20 protein-coding genes and 1 riboswitch are annotated in these 18,283 nt (G+C 71.1%); of the genes, 9 read left to right on the top strand and 11 right to left on the bottom strand.

Annotated features, from left to right (window positions below):
* Positions 1-46 precede the first annotated feature (46 nt).
* The 3 genes from ACNYS0_RS29265 to ACNYS0_RS29255 form a co-directional block, all read right to left on the bottom strand.
* Entirely contained in the window at positions 47-412 is a 366-nt protein-coding gene (locus ACNYS0_RS29265; protein WP_422477650.1) for an Rv2175c family DNA-binding protein, read from the bottom strand.
* 116 nt (positions 413-528) lie between these two features.
* The gene (locus ACNYS0_RS29260; RefSeq protein ID WP_422477648.1) at positions 529-1,761 is read right to left on the bottom strand and encodes an NAD(P)/FAD-dependent oxidoreductase; all 1,233 of its coding nucleotides are present in this window, start codon (positions 1,759-1,761) and stop codon (positions 529-531) included.
* A gap of 119 nt (positions 1,762-1,880) precedes the next feature.
* On the bottom strand, positions 1,881-2,228 hold the full coding sequence (locus ACNYS0_RS29255; RefSeq protein WP_422477646.1) for an avidin-fold protein: 348 nt from the start codon (positions 2,226-2,228) through the stop codon (positions 1,881-1,883).
* A gap of 53 nt (positions 2,229-2,281) precedes the next feature.
* A riboswitch (TPP riboswitch) is annotated at positions 2,282-2,395 on the top strand.
* On the opposite strand from ACNYS0_RS29255, the gene thiO reads away from it, so the two are divergent.
* From thiO to ACNYS0_RS29225, 6 genes are all read left to right on the top strand, one after another.
* Positions 2,393-3,589, top strand: coding sequence for a glycine oxidase ThiO (gene thiO / locus ACNYS0_RS29250; protein ID WP_422477644.1), 1,197 nt, complete (start codon positions 2,393-2,395; stop codon positions 3,587-3,589). It overlaps the preceding riboswitch by 3 nt.
* A complete protein-coding gene (gene thiS / locus ACNYS0_RS29245) occupies positions 3,586-3,786 on the top strand; it encodes a sulfur carrier protein ThiS (RefSeq protein ID WP_399234639.1) in 201 nt (66 codons plus the stop codon). Before thiO ends, thiS begins: the two co-directional genes overlap by 4 nt.
* A 7-nt stretch (positions 3,787-3,793) precedes the next feature.
* Complete coding sequence (locus ACNYS0_RS29240) at positions 3,794-4,588, top strand: thiazole synthase (protein ID WP_422477642.1); 795 nt, start codon at positions 3,794-3,796, stop codon at positions 4,586-4,588.
* A gap of 101 nt (positions 4,589-4,689) precedes the next feature.
* The gene (gene pknB, locus ACNYS0_RS29235; RefSeq protein WP_422477640.1) at positions 4,690-6,645 is read left to right on the top strand and encodes a Stk1 family PASTA domain-containing Ser/Thr kinase; all 1,956 of its coding nucleotides are present in this window, start codon (positions 4,690-4,692) and stop codon (positions 6,643-6,645) included.
* A 48-nt stretch (positions 6,646-6,693) separates the two neighbouring features.
* Positions 6,694-7,557, top strand: coding sequence for a deoxyribonuclease IV (locus ACNYS0_RS29230; RefSeq protein WP_422477638.1), 864 nt, complete (start codon positions 6,694-6,696; stop codon positions 7,555-7,557).
* Between the two features lie 66 nt (positions 7,558-7,623).
* Positions 7,624-8,124: a DUF4396 domain-containing protein gene (locus ACNYS0_RS29225; protein ID WP_422477636.1), complete on the top strand. Its 501-nt coding sequence runs from the start codon at positions 7,624-7,626 to the stop codon at positions 8,122-8,124.
* A 39-nt stretch (positions 8,125-8,163) separates the two neighbouring features.
* On the opposite strand, the gene ACNYS0_RS29220 is transcribed toward ACNYS0_RS29225, so the two are convergent.
* Positions 8,164-8,796: a sulfite oxidase-like oxidoreductase gene (locus ACNYS0_RS29220; RefSeq protein WP_422406837.1), complete on the bottom strand. Its 633-nt coding sequence runs from the start codon at positions 8,794-8,796 to the stop codon at positions 8,164-8,166.
* 174 nt (positions 8,797-8,970) lie between these two features.
* Between ACNYS0_RS29220 and bfr the strand changes: the two genes are divergently transcribed.
* Complete coding sequence (gene bfr, locus ACNYS0_RS29215; protein WP_399234629.1) at positions 8,971-9,450, top strand: bacterioferritin; 480 nt, start codon at positions 8,971-8,973, stop codon at positions 9,448-9,450.
* Positions 9,451-9,465: 15 nt separating this feature from the next.
* Here bfr and ACNYS0_RS29210 read toward each other — a convergent pair whose 3' ends face one another.
* Both ACNYS0_RS29210 and ACNYS0_RS29205 read right to left on the bottom strand, forming a co-directional pair.
* On the bottom strand, positions 9,466-9,723 hold the full coding sequence (locus ACNYS0_RS29210) for a (2Fe-2S)-binding protein (protein ID WP_422477634.1): 258 nt from the start codon (positions 9,721-9,723) through the stop codon (positions 9,466-9,468).
* Positions 9,724-9,880: 157 nt separating this feature from the next.
* Entirely contained in the window at positions 9,881-11,233 is a 1,353-nt protein-coding gene (locus ACNYS0_RS29205; protein ID WP_422477632.1) for a class II 3-deoxy-7-phosphoheptulonate synthase, read from the bottom strand.
* 108 nt (positions 11,234-11,341) lie between these two features.
* Between ACNYS0_RS29205 and ACNYS0_RS29200 the strand changes: the two genes are divergently transcribed.
* Together ACNYS0_RS29200 and ACNYS0_RS29195 are read left to right on the top strand one after the other, a co-directional pair.
* Complete coding sequence (locus ACNYS0_RS29200) at positions 11,342-11,401, top strand: trp operon leader peptide (protein ID WP_356388850.1); 60 nt, start codon at positions 11,342-11,344, stop codon at positions 11,399-11,401.
* 119 nt (positions 11,402-11,520) lie between these two features.
* Positions 11,521-13,407 (top strand): anthranilate synthase family protein, encoded by a 1,887-nt coding sequence (locus ACNYS0_RS29195; RefSeq protein WP_422482806.1) that lies wholly within the window; start codon positions 11,521-11,523, stop codon positions 13,405-13,407.
* On the opposite strand, the gene ACNYS0_RS29190 is transcribed toward ACNYS0_RS29195, so the two are convergent.
* The 5 genes from ACNYS0_RS29190 to ACNYS0_RS29170 all read right to left on the bottom strand — a co-directional run bounded on the left by ACNYS0_RS29190 (position 13,353) and on the right by ACNYS0_RS29170 (position 18,266).
* The gene (locus tag ACNYS0_RS29190) at positions 13,353-14,357 is read right to left on the bottom strand and encodes a 2-hydroxyacid dehydrogenase (protein ID WP_422477630.1); all 1,005 of its coding nucleotides are present in this window, start codon (positions 14,355-14,357) and stop codon (positions 13,353-13,355) included. The genes ACNYS0_RS29195 and ACNYS0_RS29190 overlap by 55 nt on opposite strands.
* A 71-nt stretch (positions 14,358-14,428) precedes the next feature.
* Positions 14,429-15,457: a 6-phosphofructokinase gene (locus ACNYS0_RS29185; protein ID WP_422477628.1), complete on the bottom strand. Its 1,029-nt coding sequence runs from the start codon at positions 15,455-15,457 to the stop codon at positions 14,429-14,431.
* Between the two features lie 53 nt (positions 15,458-15,510).
* Entirely contained in the window at positions 15,511-16,206 is a 696-nt protein-coding gene (locus ACNYS0_RS29180; protein WP_422477626.1) for a response regulator, read from the bottom strand.
* A gap of 64 nt (positions 16,207-16,270) precedes the next feature.
* Positions 16,271-17,485 carry a MacS family sensor histidine kinase gene (gene macS / locus ACNYS0_RS29175; RefSeq protein ID WP_422477624.1) on the bottom strand — a complete coding sequence of 405 codons (1,215 nt, stop codon included), beginning with the start codon at positions 17,483-17,485 and terminating at the stop codon, positions 16,271-16,273.
* Positions 17,486-17,528: 43 nt separating this feature from the next.
* Entirely contained in the window at positions 17,529-18,266 is a 738-nt protein-coding gene (locus tag ACNYS0_RS29170) for a lysophospholipid acyltransferase family protein (protein ID WP_422477622.1), read from the bottom strand.
* Positions 18,267-18,283: the final 17 nt, after the last annotated feature.

The raw sequence follows: 18,283 nt of genomic DNA, 5'->3' as shown, positions 1-18,283 counted from the left end.
GTGCGCACCACGAGGGTCGCGGTGCGCACGCCGGACGGTTGTCAGGTCAGACGGCGAGCGCCTGGGCGCGGCGCTTCACCTCCGTGCCGCGATTCTCGCTCAAGGCCTGCGCGGGCGTGCCCGGCAGGCTCGGGTCGGGGGTGAAGAGCCACTCCAGCATCTCTTCGTCGCTGAAGCCGTCGTCCCTCAGGACCGTCAGGAGGCCGACGAGCCCCTTGACGATCTTGTCGCCGTCGATGAAGGCGGCGGGCACGTGCAGTGCCCTGTTCTCACCGCGGCGCACGGAGATCAGCTGGCCTTCCTTGACCAGCTGCCGCACACGCGTCACCTCGACATCGAGCTGTTCCGCGATGTCGGGGAGGGTGAGCCAGGCAGGGACGAGAGCATCGATCTTTGCGTCAATCTCGGTCACAGGACAAGCCTGCCATCCCGGACTGACACTCGGAAGCCGGGCCGGTGCGGATGGGCCACGACTCCTCCCGTTTCACCCTCTCTGTCACGCTTTGGAGGGCCGACAGGGCGATGGACTCACGCCACCGCGGACTTCAGCGGACGGGCCGGGTCCGCGAGGAGCTCCGGGTCGAGCGGGGCCCCCGACAGGATGAGCTTGCGCCCCTGGGCCAGGTCGCGCGGCTTGCCGACGGCGAGCACCGCCACCAGGGCGCCGTCGCGCAGCCAGCACACCGACCAGGCGGCACCGGCGGGGTCGCCGCGCCACACCGTCGCGTCGGCGCCCTCGTGGTGCCCCGCGTACTGCACGAACCGGCCGAACTGCTCGGACCAGAAATAGGGCACCGGGTCGTACACGGCCGGGGTCTGGCCGACGATGTTCGCCGCCACCGTGCGCGGGCCCTGGAGCGCGTTGTCCCAGTGGTGGACCATCAGGCGCTCCCCGTAGCGCCCCGAGGGGAACGAGGAGCAGTCCCCCACCGCGTACACGTCGGGCACGGAGGTGCGCAGCCGCTCGTCCGCGAGGACCTCGCGGTGGGCGCCGAGTTCGATCCCGGAGCCGGCCAGCCAGCGGGTGGCGGGGCGGGCGCCGATGCCGACGACGACGGCTCCGGCGGGCAGCCGCGTGCCGTCGTCGAGGACCACGACGCCCGGCTCGATGCGCTCCACGCGCGCGTGGGTGCGCAGCTGGGCTCCGGCGTCGGCGTACCAGGCCGCCATGGGGGCGGCGATCTCGGCGGGCAGCGCCCCGGCCAGCGGCCGCTCGGCGGCCTCCACCACCGTGACCCGGCAGCCGGCCTCACGGGCCGCGGTGGCGAACTCGGCGCCGATCCAGCCGGCGCCCACGACCACCACGTCGTGCTGCTCGGCGAGGACGGGCCGCAGCCGCTCGGCGTCGTCGAGCGTGCGCAGCAGATGCACGCCGGGGGCGGAGTGCGTGCCGGGCAGCTGGACGGGTTCGGCACCGGTCGCGACGACCAGCACGTCGTACGGGACGGGCCCATCGGCCGTGTCCAGCTCATGGTCGCCGGGCCGCAGCCCGGTCACCTCGCGGCCCAGCTCCAGGGAGACGCCGAGCGCCTCGAAGTCCACGTCGAAGGCCGAGCCCTCGGCCTTGCCGAGCAGCACCGCCTTGGACAGCGGTGGCCGGTCGTACGGCTGGTGGGGTTCGGCGCCGAGCAGCGTGACCGCGCCGGTGAAGCCCTGTTCGCGCAGCGCCACGGCGGTCTGCACACCGGCCATGCCCGCGCCCACGATGACGACGTTCCGCTGCCCCGAAGGCGCTCCGCTCCCGCTCCGCTGCTCACTCACGGGATCAACCTTAGGCACCTGATCTTGCCCCGGTCAGCGGTGCGGGCCACTCCCGCGCCGTGACGTCCTGCACATGTCCCGGCGGTTTAGCGATCAAGGTCGGGGCGGCGCTCCGGGGTTCACGCCCGGCCCGGGAGCTCCTCGACCACGCTGGTGCCGCTGCCCTCCTGCGACTCCCACTCCCAGGTCTCGTCGAGGCGCACCCGGCCGTCCGGCAGCTCGGACACGGTCGAGACGCAGTGCCCGGAGGAGGTGGTCCCGTCGGTCTTCAGCTGGACGTAGCGGAAGTCGAGCCGGTCGCCGGAGCGCGTCCCCACGAGGTGCCCCTCGACGACATCGCCGCCTGCGTAGTCGGCCGAGACCCGGCCGTCCCGCTCCCGGTACGTGAAGCGGGTACGGGTGCCCACCTGACCGGGCGCCTGGTCGGCGACGGGGGACATCACGAGACCGTCGAGGGATCGGGTCACTGGTTCGAGGCTCCCTTACTGGGGGTCGCGGGGAACGGCTAGGGTGGCCAACGTAGAGCACTCGCGGGAGCCCGTACGCAGCGGGCTGAGAGGGAGGCTGGAGCGGCCTTCGACCGTACGAACCTGATCCGGGTCATACCGGCGAAGGGAGGGGCTTGACGCCCATGTCGTCGACGCCATCCGTTCATTCGCACACCTGCGACCGTTCGCGCACCCGCGACGTCCTCGTCGTCGGTGGCGGCATCATCGGTCTGGTCACCGCCTGGCGGGCCGCGCAGCGCGGCCTTTCCGTCGCGGTCGCGGACCCCGAACCCGGCGGCGGTGCCGCCCAGGTGGCGGCCGGAATGCTGGCCGCCGTCACCGAACTGCACCACGGCGAGCAGACGTTGCTCGGCCTGAACCTGGAGTCCGCGCGCCGCTACCCGGACTTCGCGGCCGAGCTGTCCGAGGCCACCGGGCAGGACCTCGGCTACCGCGCCTGCGGCACGCTCGCGGTCGCGCTCGACGCGGACGACCGCGCCCACCTGCGCGAACTGCACGCGCTCCAGACGAAGTCGGGGCTGGAGTCCGAGTGGCTCTCGGGCCGCGACTGCCGCCGCCTCGAACCGATGCTCGCGCCGGGCGTGCGCGGCGGACTGCGGGTCGACGGGGACCACCAGATCGACCCGAGAAGGCTCGCGAGCGCCCTCGTGACGGCCTGCGAGCGCGCCGGCGTGACCTTCCACCGGTCGTGGGCCGAGAGGCTCCGTGTCGTCCGCGACCGGGCGAGCGGCGCGGTCCTCGCCGACGGCACCGAACTCTCCGCGGACCAGGTCGTGCTGGCCGCGGGCAGCCGCGGCGGACAGCTCGCGGGCGTCCCCGACGCGGTGCTCCCGCCGGTGCGCCCCGTCAAGGGCCAGGTGCTGCGCCTGACGGTGCCGAAGCGGTACGCGCCCTTCCTCAGCCGCACCGTCCGGGCGGTCGTGCGCGGCGGCAATCTCTACATGGTGCCGCGCGTCAACGGCGAGCTCGTGGTGGGCGCGACCAGCGAGGAGCTCGGCTGGGACACCACGGTCACCGCGGGCGGCGTCTACGAACTCCTGCGGGACGCCCACGAACTCGTCCCCGGCATCACCGAACTCCCGCTCACCGAGACCCGCGCGGGCCTGCGCCCCGGCTCCCCCGACAACGCTCCGCTCCTGGGCCCGACCGCCCTGCCGGGCCTCCTCCTGGCGACGGGCCACTACCGCAACGGCGTGCTCCTGACGCCGATCACCGGCGACACCATGGCGCACGCCCTGACCACCGGTGAACTGCCGGAAGAGGCCCGCCCGTTCACGCCGAAACGCTTCGGCACAGCCCTCGTGGAGCAGCCCGCATGAACGTCCACGTCAACGGCGAGCCGCGCACGGTGACCGCGGGCACCACGCTCGACCTCCTGGTCACCACGCTCACCACGGCGCCCCAGGGCGTCGCCGCCGCCCTCAACGAAACCGTCGTCCCCCGCACCCAATGGCCCGCCACGGCGCTCTCCGAAGGAGACCGCGTCGAGGTCCTCACGGCCGTCCAAGGAGGCTGAACCATCCATGGCCGACGACACTTTCGTCCTCGGGGGCGACCCGTACTCCTCGCGCCTGATCATGGGCACGGGAGGGGCGCCCAGCCTCGACGTCCTGGAGCGCTCCCTGGTGGCCTCCGGAACCGAACTCACCACCGTGGCGATGCGCCGCGTGAACGCGGACGTGCACGGCTCGGTGCTCTCCGTCCTGGAGAAGCTGAACATCCGGGTGCTGCCGAACACGGCCGGCTGCTTCACCGCGGGAGAGGCCGTCCTGACGGCCCGCCTCGCGCGCGAGGCGCTCGGTACCGACCTGGTGAAGCTGGAGGTCATCGCCGACGAGCGCACCCTGCTGCCCGACCCGATCGAGCTGCTCGACGCCGCGGAGACGCTGGTGGACGACGGCTTCACGGTGCTGCCGTACACGAACGACGACCCGGTCCTGGCCCGCAAGCTGGAGGACGTCGGCTGCGCGGCGATCATGCCGCTCGGCTCCCCCATCGGCTCCGGGCTCGGCATCCGCAACCCGCACAACTTCCAGCTGATCACCGAGCACGCGCGCGTGCCGGTGATCCTGGACGCGGGCGCGGGCACGGCCTCCGATGTGACCCTCGCCATGGAACTGGGCTGCGCGGGTGTGATGCTCGCCTCGGCGGTGACCCGCGCGCAGGAGCCGGTCCTGATGGCGGAGGGCATGCGGCACGCGGTCGAGGCGGGCCGGTTCGCGTACCGGGCCGGGCGCATCCCGAAGCGTCATTTCGCGGAGGCGTCCTCGCCGACGGAGGGGCGCGCGCACCTCGACCCCGAGCGCCCCGCCTTCTGACCCCGGGCGCACGCCCGCGCCGGTCACAGCTCTGCTGCAGTACGGCACCGGCCTCACGGCACGGAGTCCGGCTGTCGGTCACTCCTCGTACACTCGCCTGCGTGGACACGACCCTTCAGGACCCGTTGCTCGGGCATGTGCTCGACGGCCGGTACCGCGTCGACGCACGCATCGCGGTCGGCGGGATGGCCACGGTCTACCGGGCCGTGGACACCCGCCTCGACCGCGTGCTCGCACTCAAGGTGATGCACCCCTCGCTGGCCGCCGACGCCTCGTTCGTCGACCGCTTCATCCGCGAGGCCAAGTCGGTGGCCCGCCTCTCGCACCCCAACGTCGTGGGGGTGTACGACCAGGGCACCGACGGCGCGTATGTGTATCTGGCGATGGAGTACGTGGCCGGCTGCACCCTTCGTGACGTGCTGCGCGACCGGGGAGCGCTGCGGCCCCGTGCCGCCCTCGACATCCTGGAGCCGGTCCTCGCCGCGCTGGGAGCGGCCCACCGCGCGGGCTTCGTGCACCGCGACATGAAGCCGGAGAACGTCCTGATAGGGGACGACGGCCGGGTCAAGGTGGCGGACTTCGGCCTGGTCCGCGCGGTGGACACGGTCACGAACACGACGGGGGCGGTCCTCGGCACCGTCTCGTACCTGGCGCCCGAGCAGATCGAGAACGGCACGGCGACGGCGAGCGTGGACGTCTACGCGTGCGGTGTCGTGCTCTACGAGATGCTCACGGGCGGCAAGCCGCACGCGGGAGAGTCCCCCGCCCAGATCCTCTATAAGCACCTTCACGAGGACGTGCCCCCGCCCTCTGCGGCGGTCCCCGGCCTCCCCTTCGAGCTCGACGAGCTGGTCGCGTCGGCGACGGCGCGCACCCCCGAGGTCCGTCCGTACGACGCCGTGGCGCTCCTCGCGCAGGCCAGGGACGCCAGGTCGGCGCTCACCGACGCCCAGCTGGACACGGTGCCGCCACAGGCGCACGACACGGAGTACGTGGGGGCCGACGACCGGACGAGCGTGATCCCGCGCGCGGTGGGCACGCCCGTACAGCTGCCGCTGCCCACGGACTCCGCGGACCAGGCGCGGCTCAACCGGACGAGCCGCCTGGAGATGCCGCCGCCCATGCCGCCCGCGGCCCCCGGTCCTGCTCGCGGCGGTGGTCGCGGTCGCGGCCCGCAGCGCCGGACCCTCGCGATCCTCGCGGCGGTGCTGCTCGTCCTCGGCCTCGGCACCGGCGTCTGGTACATCAACTCCGGCCAGTTCACGAAGGTCCCCTCCGTCCTCAACCAGACGCAGGCGCAGGCCGAGAAGCGCCTCGCCGACGCGGGCCTGGAGAGGGGCACGGTCACGCGCGCGTACAGCGACACCTACAAGCGCGGCACCGTCATGGACAGCGACCCGGGCTCCGGCGACCGTATTCGGGGCGGCGGCGCGGTGGACCTGACCGTGTCCAGGGGCTCGAAGACCGTGAAGGTGCCCGACCTCGCCGGCACCCCGCTGGACACCGCGAAGAGCGACCTCAAGAAGCGGGACCTCGAACCCGGCATGACCACCAAGGAGTTCAGCGACGAGATCGCCAAGGGCTCGGTGATCAGCACGGACCCGGGCGCGGGCAAGACCCGCAAGGCCGGTTCGGCCGTCGCCCTGGTCGTCTCCAAGGGCTCCCCCGTCGACGTCCCCGATGTCACGGGCGAGTCCGAGCAGGACGCCATCGCCGACCTGGAGGACGCGGGCCTGAAGGCCGAGATCTCCACGAAGCGGGTCAACTCCGAGGAGGACAAGGGCAGCATCGCCCGGCAGTCCCCCGCCGAGGGCAAGCAGCTCGCCGAGGGCGACACCGTGACGCTGACGATCTCCAAGGGCCCCGTCATGGTCGAGGTCCCCGACGTCACGGGACTGAAGGTCGACGAGGCGAAGTCGCGGCTCGGCGCGGCCGGCTTCGAGGTGGAGGAGAACCGCGGACTGCTCGGCCTGTTCGGCGACACCGTCAAGAGCCAGTCGGTGGAGGGCGGCGACGAGGCCCCGAAGGGCTCCAGCATCACGATCACCATCCGGTAGCCGCGGCCCGGCCCCGGGCGTTCGAACACCCATGACACCCTGGGCCGGGTGAACAGCAGCATCCGCAATCCGATCGGCGGCCATGTCCCCGTGGCCGGCGGCCTCGCGACCGTAGGGCTCTCCTACGCCCGTGACCTCAAGGCCGAAACCGTCCAGGTCTTCGTGGCCAACCCCCGCGGCTGGGCCACCCCGCCCGGCAACCCCAAGCAGGACGAGGACTTCCGCGCCCAGTGCGCCGAGGCGGACATCCCGGCGTACGTGCACGCCCCTTACCTGATCAACTTCGGCTCGCACACCGAGGCGACCGTCGACAAGTCCGTGGAATCGCTGCGGCACTCGCTGCGCCGGGCCCGCGCGATCGGCGCCCTCGGCGTCGTCGTGCACACCGGCTCCGCGACCGGCGGCCGGGAGCGCGAGGTCGCCCTCGCGCAGGTCCGCGAGCGCATGCTGCCGCTGCTCGACGAGCTGACCCACGACGACGACCCGTTCCTGCTCCTGGAGTCGACCGCGGGCCAGGGCGCCTCGCTGTGCTCGCGCACCTGGGACTTCGGCCCGTACTTCGACGCCCTCGACCGCCACCCCAAGCTGGGCGTCTGCCTCGACACCTGCCACATCTTCGCGGCGGGCCACGACCTCACCGGCCCGGCCGGCATGAAGCAGACGCTCGACCTGCTCGTCGACACGGTCGGCGAGGGCCGCCTCAAGCTGATCCATGCCAACGATTCCAAGGACGTCGTGGGCGCCCACAAGGACCGGCACGAGAACATCGGCTCGGGGCACATCGGCGAGGACCCGTTCCGCGAGCTGCTCGCCCACCCCGCGACCGAGAACGTCCCGCTGGTCATCGAGACGCCCGGCGGCAAGGAGGGCCACGCGGCCGACGTGGAACGGCTGAAGAAACTTCGAACCTGAGGAATACCCCCAGGGGGTATATGGGTTACCTTGGTGCCAGCATCCGCAGCAACCACTGGGGGAACCATGCAGCACGAGACGCACAGCGGGCACGAGCACCACGTGCACCACGGCACGCACGGCGCCGGCGGCAAGGTCACCTGGTCCATGGCCGCCCAGGCCACCCTGCACTGCCTCACCGGCTGCGCCATCGGCGAGGTCCTCGGCATGGTGATCGGGACCGCGCTCGGCTGGGGCAACGTGCCGACGATGATCCTGGCGATCGTGCTCGCGTTCTTCTTCGGCTACACGCTCACGCTGCGCGGCGTCCTGAAGGCCGGTGTCGACTTCCGGACGGCCTTCCGTGTCGCGCTGGCCGCGGACACCCTGTCCATCGCGGTGATGGAGCTGATCGACAACGGCGTCATCGTCCTCTGGCCGAACGCCATGGACGCGCACCTCTCGGACGGCCTGTTCTGGGGCGCGCTCGCGACGTCACTGGCCATCGCCTTCGTGGTGACGACCCCGGTCAACCGCTGGATGATCGGCCGCGGCAAGGGGCACGCGGTGGTGCACCAGTACCACTGACCCCCAGGGGGTATCCGGAGCGGGAGCCCGGGAAGAGGCCTAGAGTTCGGGCCCTTCTCCGGGCACCTCCTGGTACGAGTACCGCTGCTCGCGCCACGGGTCGCCCACGTTGTGGTACCCGCGCTCCTCCCAGAATCCGCGCCGGTCCGCCGTCATGTACTCGACGCCGCGCACCCACTTCGGGCCTTTCCAGGCGTACAGGTGGGGCACCACGAGGCGCAGCGGGAAACCGTGCTCCGCGGTGAGCAGTTCGCCATCCTTGTGCGTGGCGAAGATGGTCCGCTCGGAGGCGAAGTCGGACAGCCGCAGGTTGGACGAGAATCCGTATTCGGCCCACACCATCACATGGGTGACATCGGGCCCGGGAGGGGCGAGCTCCAGGATCGTGGAGGCGCGCACGCCGCCCCATTCGGCGGCGAGCATGCTGAACTTCGTGACGCAGTGCAGATCGCCGACCACGGTCCCGTACGGCAGCGCCGAGAATTCCTCGTGGTTCCAGCAGTGCTTGTCACCGTCGGCGGTCGCGCCGAAGACCCTGAACTCCCAGCGCTCGGGCCGAAACTTGGGCACTGGGCCGTAGTGCGTGACGGGCCAGCCGCGCTGGAGCCGCTGCCCCGGTGGAAGCTCCGGCTGCACTGCTCCCCCAGACTCGCGACCCACCGGATGACCCATGCCTCCATCCTGACAGACCTCGGGCAGTGGACGTGACCACGCCCACCCTCACGGAGCCGCCACGAGCCCCGATTCGGGCAACTCCTACTAAGCATGCACTTACTGGACGCACTCCTGCGCCGGTGCAAGGATGCGCGAAACCTGCCCAGTAACCGCTTGGAAGGAGCCTCTGCGATGCAGGGCGACCCCGAGGTCATCGAGTTTCTCAACGAGCAGCTGACGGCCGAGCTCACGGCGATCAATCAGTACTTCCTGCACGCGAAGATGCAGGACAACTTCGGCTGGACGAAGCTCGCGAAGTACACCCGCTCCGAGTCGTTCGACGAGATGAAGCACGCGGAGGTGCTGACCGACCGGATCCTGTTCCTGGACGGACTCCCCAACTACCAGCGGCTCTTCCACGTCCGGGTGGGCCAGACGGTCACGGAGATGTTCCAGGCCGACCGGCAGATCGAGGTCGAGGCGATCGACCGCCTGAAGCGGGGCATCGAGCTGATGCGCGGCAAGGGCGACATCACGTCCGCAAACATTTTTGAGTCGATCCTCGAGGACGAGGAGCACCACATCGACTACCTGGACACACAGCTGGAGCTGGTGGAGAAGCTGGGTGAGGCGCTCTACATCGCGCAGCTCATCGAGCAGCCGGAGAGCTAGGGCCTGTCGTTTGGATCAGGCCGCTTCCGGCAGCCGGGTCGGCGCCGTCTGCGGCGCGAGGGTCACGGCCGAGTCGCCCTGCCCGGCCACGTCCCGACTGGGGCACGCGCCCCGGCCGAGCAACGCCTGGATCCGGCGGACGCAGGAGCCGCAGTCCGTGCCGGCCTTGCAGGCCGACGCTATCTGGCGGGGGGTGCAGGCACCGTCCTCCGCGTGCTTCTTGACCTGCGCCTCGGTGACACCGAAGCAGTTGCAGACGAACACGCGGTTCACCTCCCGGTCGGACTGTCGTCGGGACTCATGGGTAACGCCGTCCCGATTGATCGGTGAGGCTAACCTAACCTTACCCGGACGACCGGAAGCACAAAAGTGCCGTGGGGCGCGGATCCTGTGATCCGCGCCCCACGGCGTTACGTACAGCGAGCGACGCTCACTGGTCGCGGTACATCTCCGCCACCAGGAACGCCAGGTCGAGCGACTGGCTGCGGTTCAGGCGCGGGTCGCAGGCCGTCTCGTAGCGCTGGTGCAGATCGTCGACGAAGATCTCGTCGCCGCCGCCCACGCACTCGGTGACGTCGTCACCGGTGAGCTCGACGTGGATGCCGCCCGGGTGCGTGCCGAGCGACTTGTGGACCTCGAAGAAGCCCTTGACCTCGTCGAGCACGTCGTCGAAGCGCCGGGTCTTGTGACCGGAGGCCGCCTCGTACGTGTTGCCGTGCATCGGGTCGGTGATCCAGGCGACCTGCGCGCCGGACGCCGTGACCTTCTCCACCAGCTCGGGCAGCTTGTCGCGGACCTTGTCGGCGCCCATGCGGACGATGAAGGTCAGCCGGCCCGGCTCGCGGTCGGGGTCGAGGCGCTCGATGTACTGGAGCGCCTCCTCGGCCGTCGTCGTCGGGCCGAGCTTGATCCCGATCGGGTTGCGGATCTTCGAGGCGAACTCGACGTGCGCGTGGTCCAGCTGACGCGTGCGCTCGCCGATCCAGACCATGTGGCCCGAGACGTCGTACAGATTGCCCGTACGCGAGTCCACGCGGGTCAGCGCCGACTCGTAGTCGAGCAGCAGCGCCTCGTGGGAGGCGTAGAACTCGACGGCCTTGAACTCGGCCGGGTCGGTGCCGCAGGCCTTCATGAAGTTCAGCGCGTTGTCGATCTCGCGGGCCAGCTGCTCGTAGCGCTGCCCGGCGGCGGACGACTTCACGAAGTCCTGGTTCCAGGCGTGCACCTGTCGCAGGTCCGCGTAGCCACCGGTGGTGAAGGCACGCACCAGGTTGAGCGTGGAGGCGGACGCGTTGTACATCTGCTTCAGGCGCTCGGGGTCCGGGACGCGCGCGGCCTCGGTGAACTCGAAGCCGTTGACCGAGTCGCCGCGGTAGGTCGGCAGGGTCACGCCGTCGCGGGTCTCGGTGTTCTTGGAGCGCGGCTTGGAGTACTGGCCCGCGATGCGGCCGATCTTCACGACCGGCACGGAGGCCGCGTACGTGAGGACGGCGCTCATCTGGAGCAGCGTCTTCAGCTTCGCGCGGATGTGGTCCGCGGAAACGGCGTCGAAGGCCTCGGCGCAGTCGCCGCCCTGGAGCAGGAACGCCTCTCCCTTGGCGACGGCGGCCAAGCGGTTGCGCAGCTGGTCGCACTCGCCTGCGAAGACGAGCGGCGGATACGACTCGAGGTCCGCGATCACATCGCGCAGAGCCTCGGCATCGGGGTACTCGGGCTGCTGCGCCGCGGGCAGGTCTCGCCAGGTGTTGCCAGCGCTCGCGCTGGTCTTAGCGTTCACGGTCACCTCGTAAACATTACGGGGTCGGGTCGCCCGTCCATTCCCCCGCTCATCTTTTGAGACGGACGCGACACGTCTGAGCCCCGCCGCCCGGCATCGGGTACGGTGACGCTCATGTTCGCGCAATCGCTGCACCGCACCTGGTGGTGGACCGCACATCCGGCGGCCCACTGACTGCGCGTACCTGAAACCGCGAAGGCCGCCCGAGGGGCGGCCTTCAGTGTTTTCACGGGCTGTTCCTCCCTGACGACTCCCGCAGTCGACGACTCCCGAAGTCACCGGAAGGAACCTCCCTGATGCTGGAAGCACTGCTCACCGACGACCGCCCGTTCGCCCTGCTGCGCCGCCGCACACCCGGCCGCGAGCACGACACGGTCGAGGTGCTGGTCGGGCCTGTCGCCGAGTACGAACGCCTGGCCGACATCCCCGAAGGCCTCGCCCTCGTCCCCTTCCGCCAGATCCGCGAACGCGGCTTCGACGTGCGCGACGACGGCACGCCGCTCACGGTCCTCACCCCCGAGGAGTCGTACGAGATCCCGCTCGCCGAGGCCCTGTACCGGCTTCCGGTGCACGACGTCCAGGTCCGTGACGGCGGCTTCGACGTCGACGACGACACGTACGCGGGCATCGTCGGCCGGGTGCTGCGCGAGGAGATCGGGCAGGGGGAAGGGGCCAACTTCGTCATCCGCCGTACGTACGAGGGGGAGATCGCGGGGTTCTCGCGGGCCGACGCGCTGGCGCTGTTCCGGCGGCTGCTCGACGGGGAGCGGGGCGCGTACTGGACGTTCGTCGTGCACACGGGAGAGCGGACGCTGGTGGGCGCGAGCCCCGAGGTGCACGTGCGGATGTCCGGCGGCACCGTCGTCATGAACCCGATCAGCGGCACCTACCGCTACCCGGCCGAGGGGCCGACGCCCGAGCACCTGCTGGACTTCCTCGCCGACGGCAAGGAGATCGAGGAGCTGTCGATGGTCGTCGACGAGGAGCTCAAGATGATGTGCACCGTCGGCGACATGGGCGGTGTCGTCGTCGGCCCGCGGCTCAAGGAGATGGCGCACCTCGCGCACACCGAGTACGAGCTGCGCGGCAGGTCGACCCTCGACGTGCGGGACGTGCTGAGGGAGACCATGTTCGCGGCGACCGTCACCGGCTCACCGGTGCAGAACGCCTGCCGGGTCATCGAGCGGCACGAGGTCGGCGGCCGCGGCTACTACGCGGGCGCACTCGCCCTCGTCGGCCGGGACGCGGGCGGGGCGCAGACCCTCGACTCCCCCATTCTGATCCGCACCGCCGACATCGACGCCGCCGGGCGGCTCCGTGTCCCGGTGGGCGCGACGCTCGTGCGCGGCTCGGAGCCGGCGAGCGAGGTCGCGGAGACGCACGCCAAGGCGGCCGGCGTGCTGGCCGCGCTGGGCGTACGTCCGGCGCGCCCGCGCGGCGAGGGCGCGCGGGCGCCGCTCGCCGACGACCCGCGGGTGCGGGCCGCGCTCGACGGGCGACGGGCGGCCCTCGCGCCGTTCTGGCTGCGGATGCAGAAGCGCGAGAACGAGCTCTCCGGGCACGCGCTCGTGGTCGACGGCGAGGACACGTTCACCGCGATGCTGGCGCACGTGCTGCGCTCGACGGGGCTCGACGTGACGGTGCGGCGATACGACGAGGAGGGGCTCCGGGAGGCGGCGCTCGCGCACGAGGGGCCGATCGTGCTGGGCCCGGGCCCCGGGAACCCCTCGGACCTCGGCGACCCGAAGATGCACTTCCTGCGCTCCCTGACCGCCGAGGTGATCCGCGGTCACGAGCACGGGGTACTGGGTGTCTGCCTCGGCCACGAGCTGATCGCGGCGGAGCTGGGCCTGGAGATCGTCCGCAAGGAGGTGCCGTACCAGGGTGCGCAGACCGACGTCGAGGTGTTCGGGCGGACCGAGAAGGTCGGGTTCTACAACAGCTTCGTGGCGTCCTGCGACGAGGAGACCGCGACCGAGCTGGCGGCGCACGACGTGGAGGTCAGCCGGGACCGGGCGACGGGCGAGGTGCACGCGCTGCGGGGGCCTTCCTTCGCGGGCGTCCAGTTCCACCCGGAGTCCGTGCTGTCGCTGCGCGGCGCCGGGATCGTGCGGGAGCTGCTCGCTCAGCTGGTGGACTCGGCGGGGACCAGCACGTTCTCGGAGCGGCGGCCCGCCTGATAGTCGAGGACGTTGCGCACCGTGGCCTCGATGATCTGCCCGACGGCGTCCACGGTGTAGTACGCCTGGTGGGACGTGACCAGGACGTTCGGGAAGGTGACGAGGCGGGCCAGGGTGTCGTCCTCGACGACGTCGAGCGACTTGTCGAGGAAGAACAGGCCCGCCTCGGCCTCGTACACATCGAGGCCGACGCCCGCGAAGCGGCCCTCGCGCAATTCGGTGACGAGGGCCTTCGTGTCGATGAGACCGCCGCGGCTGGAGTTGACCAGGATCGCGTCGTCCTTCATGGCGCGCAGCGCGGCGGCGTCGACGATGTGCTCGGTGGCGGGCAGCAGCGGCACGTGCAGGCTGATCACGTCGGCCTCGGCGAACAGCTGCTCCTTGTCGACGTACTTCATGCCGAGGGCCGTGCAGTTCGGGTTCTCGGCGACGTCCCAGCCCAGCAGGTTCATGCCGAAGCCGTGCGCGATCCGGGTGAAGGCCTCGCCGATCTTTCCGGTGCCGAGCACGCCGACGGTGCGGCCCCGCAGGTCGCGGCCCATCAGCCCGTCGAGCCTGAAGTCGAAGTCGCGGGTGCGGGTGCTGGCCCGGACGATGCGGCGGTTGACGGCCATCGCGAGGGTCCAGGCGAACTCGGCGACCGAGTACGGCGAGTAGTACGACACGCGCGCCACGGTCAGGCCGAGCCGCTCGGCGACCTGGAGGTCGATGTTGTTGAAGCCCGTGGAGCGCTGGGCGATCAGCTGCGTGCCACCCGCCGCGAGGGTCTGGAGCACGCGGTTGTTGAGGGTGGCGTTGACGCTGGTGGAGATGATCTCGTAGCCGGCCGCGATCGGGGCGGTGTCCTCGTTGAGGAAGACGTCGAGGCAGCGGACGTCGTGGTGGCCGGCGAAGGCCTTCTCGATGAGGGGCTTTTCATCGGATTGCACACCAAAAGCGAGAATCTCCATAAGGGTGAGGGTAAGACAGACAGGCCCCTGCGGCGATTGAGCAGCGGGGGCCGGGGCGGAGCCCCGTGGCCTCAGCCGAAGAAGACCCCCACCTCTTCGTACAGAGCGGGATCGACCGTCTTCAGCCGGGACGTCGCCTCGGCGATCGGGACGCGCACGATGTCCGTCCCCCGCAGCGCCACCATCTTCCCGTAGTCCCCGTCCCGCACCGCGTCGATGGCGTGCAGCCCGAACCGGGTGGCCAGCCACCGGTCGAAGGCGGACGGCGTGCCGCCCCGCTGCACATGGCCGAGGACCGTGGTCCGCGCCTCCTTGCCGGTGCGCTTCTCGATCTGCTTCGCGAGCCACTCCCCCACGCCGGAGAGGCGCACGTGCCCGAAGGAGTCGAGCGACTCGTCCTTGAGCACCACGTCGCCGTCGCGCGGCATCGCCCCCTCGGCGACGACCACGATCGGGGCGTACGAGGAGCGGAAGCGGGAGGTGACCCAGGAGCACACCTGGTCGACGTCGAAGCGCTGCTCGGGGATGAGGATGACGTTGGCCCCGCCGGCCAGGCCCGAGTGCAGCGCGATCCAGCCCGCGTGCCGGCCCATGACCTCGACGACGAGGACCCGCATGTGGGACTCGGCGGTGGTGTGCAGCCGGTCGATGGCCTCGGTGGCGATGCCGACGGCGGTGTTGAAGCCGAAGGTGTAGTCGGTGGCGTAGAGGTCGTTGTCGATGGTCTTCGGTACGCCGACGGTCTTGATGCCGTACTCGTCCGAGAGCCTCGCCGCGACGCCGAGGGTGTCCTCGCCGCCGATCACGATGAGGGCGTCGACCTCCTGCTTGGCGAGGTTCTCCTTGACGCGGCGGATCCCGTTCTCGGCCTGGAGGGGATTGGTCCGCGAGGAGCCGAGGACGGTGCCGCCGCGGGGCAGGATGCCGCGCACCGCGGGGATGTCGAGCGGGACGGTGTCGTTCTCCAGGGGCCCGCGCCAGCCGTCGCGGAACCCCACGAAGTCGTAGTCGTACTCCTGGACGCCCTTGCGCACGATGCCCCGGATGACAGCGTTCAGTCCGGGGCAGTCACCGCCTCCGGTCAACACTCCGACCCTCATGGCGTAACTCCCTTGTCACGGCGAGTGGTTGGGGGCCACTCTCCCGCGCGGGGTCAGTCGTCGTCCAGACCCCGCTCGATCGCGTACCGGACGAGCTCCACGCGGTTGTGCAGCTGGAGTTTGCCGAGGGTGTTCTGCACGTGGTTCTGGACCGTGCGGTGCGAGATGACGAGGCGTTCGGCGATCTGCTTGTAGCTCAGGCCCTTCGCGACGAGGCGCAGCACCTCGGTCTCGCGGTCGGTGAGCTGCGGCGCGGCGCCCTGCTCGTCGGCGTCGCCGGCCGGGGCCGGGTCGGAGGCGAGCCGCCGGTACTCGCCGAGGACCAGGCCCGCGAGCCCCGGCGTGAACACGGGGTCGCCCGCGGCGGTGCGCCCCACCGCGTCGATCAGCTCGTCCGTGGAGGCGGACTTGAGCAGATAGCCGGTGGCGCCGGACTTCACCGCTTCCAGCACGTCGGCGTGCTCCCCGCTCGCGGAGAGGACGAGAACGCGCAGCGAGGGGTCGGCGCCGACGAGCTCCTTGCACACCTGGACACCGGGCTTGGCCGGCAGGTTCAGGTCGAGGACGAGGACGTCCGGTCCCACGGCCTGCGCGCGGCGCACCGCCTGCTCGCCGTCGCCCGCCGTGGCGACGACCTCGAAGCCGGCCGCGCCCAGGTCGCGGGCGACGGCGTCGCGCCACATCGGGTGGTCGTCGACCACCATGACCTTGACCGCCGCCGCCCCGTCGCCCTGCTGCTGTTCGCTCATCGTTCCTGTCCTGCCTTCCCCCGTGGCCCGCAAGGGGCTCTTCCTCAACTCTTCGGTACGCGAACTAGGTCTTCGGTACGCGCAGTTCGACCTCGGTGCCCTGGCCGGGGATCGAGATCAGCTCGGCGGTGCCGCCGATGTCGCGCAGCCGGCCCCTGATCGACAGGGCGACGCCGAGCCTGCCCTCTCCCTCGGCCTGCGCGAGGCGGCCCTCCGGGATGCCGGGGCCGTCGTCCCGCACCGTCACGATCACCGCGTCCGGCTCGTCCTCGACGAGGATCCACGCGCTGGCGTCCTCGCCCGCGTGCCGCCGCACATTGTCCAGGGCGGCACTGACAGCGGCAGCCAGTTCGCGGGCCGCGCCGGGCCTCATCGGCACCGGCGCGCCCGGCTCCGAGAAAGTGATGCGTCCACCGGCGTGCCCCGCGAGCAGGGGGCGCAGATCGCTCGGGCCCGCGCCCTCTTCCTCGGCGGGCTCCTCCGGTTCGAGCACCGTCCGGACGACCGCGCCGTCCTCCGCGTCCTCGGACGCGCGCGAAGTGGGCACCAGGCCCCCGGCCACCAGCGTGCGCAGCGCGACCTCCTGCTCACCCGCCATCCGGCCGAGCTCCGCCGCCTCGCCGCCCAGGGCGGTGCCGCGGCGCTGCACCATCGCGAGGACCTGGAGCACGCTGTCGTGGATGTCGCGGGCGAGCCGCTCACGCTCGCGGGTGGCCGCCTCGATCTCCAAGGCGCGGGCGAGGGTGCGCTCCGAGGCGCGGGCCACCTCCACGACGTAGCCGATCGCGATGGAGGCGATGCAGACGAGCAGCACGCTGTGGATCAGGCCGCGGGTGATGTCACCGCGCTGGACGACGTTGGCGACGCCGACCAGCAGGGACGCGCCGGCCGCCCAGCGCCAGCCGCCCTTGAGTGCCCAGGCGAGGACCGCGCCCGCCGTCCAGATCGACGGCAGCGTGGCACCTCCGGTGACGGCCCGCTCGTGGCCTGCGACCGGAGAGAGCAGGATGCCCGCGACGGCGATCGTCAGGTCGGCGGTGAGGAACCGCTTGGTGCAGCGCCGGGCGCCCGACACCTGCGGCAGCGTCGCCAGCGTCCACCCCGCGAGGACCGCGAAGTAGGCCACGCCGACCCACGGGCGCTCGTACACCTCGTACGAGGAGCCGAAGAGCCCGATCGCGTAGACGAGGGTCAGCAGGCGGTAACCGGTGAGGGCGCGCCACAGCGGCTGCTCGACCGACATCCGTACGACCCGCTCGCGCCCGACCGTGTTGCCCATGTCCTCTGTCCCCCGCCTTCGGCGCTTCTGGGGAACGACGCGGCTATGAGCCGCCCCGTTCCTTCTCCAGTGCCTTCTTCGCCGCGTCCTTCTCGGCCTTGGCCGCCTTCTCCGCGTCCGCGATCTGCCGCTTCGCGGCGGTCGCGTACATGTCGACGTACTCCTGGCCGGAAAGCTTCATGATCTCGTACATGACCTCGTCGGTGACAGCCCTCAGGACGAAGCGGTCGCCGTCCATGCCGTGGTAACGGCTGAAGTCGAGGGGCTTGCCGATGCGGATGCCCGGCCGCATCAGCTTCGGCATCACCTTGCCCGGGGGCTGGATCTTCTCCGTGTCGATCATGGCGACGGGGATGACCGGGGCGCCGGTGGACAGCGCCACGCGCGCGAGGCCGCCCGGCTTGCCGCGGTAGAGGCGGCCGTCGGGAGAACGCGTCCCCTCCGGGTAGATGCCGAACAGCTCGCCGCGCTCCAGGACCTCGATGCCGCTCTTGATGGCGGCCTCGCCCGCGCCCCGCGAACCCGAGCGGTCCACGGGCAGCTGGCCGACGCCCTTGAAGAAGGCGGCCGTCATCTTGCCCTTGACCCCGGGGGTGGTGAAGTACTCGGCCTTCGCGATGAAGGTGACCTTGCGGTCGAGGACGGCCGGCAGGAAGAACGAGTCCGAGAACGAGAGGTGATTGCTGGCGAGGATCGCGGGCCCCTCGGCGGGAATGTTCTCGAGGCCCTCCACCCACGGCCGGAAACCGAGCTTCAGCGGCCCTCCGATGGCCACCTTCATTGCGCCGTAGATCAACC

It is taken from the genome of Streptomyces anthophorae, from assembly GCF_049310305.1.
In the GTDB taxonomy this organism is placed as follows: domain Bacteria; phylum Actinomycetota; class Actinomycetes; order Streptomycetales; family Streptomycetaceae; genus Streptomyces.
This window is presented reverse-complemented; position numbering and strand designations above follow the sequence as displayed.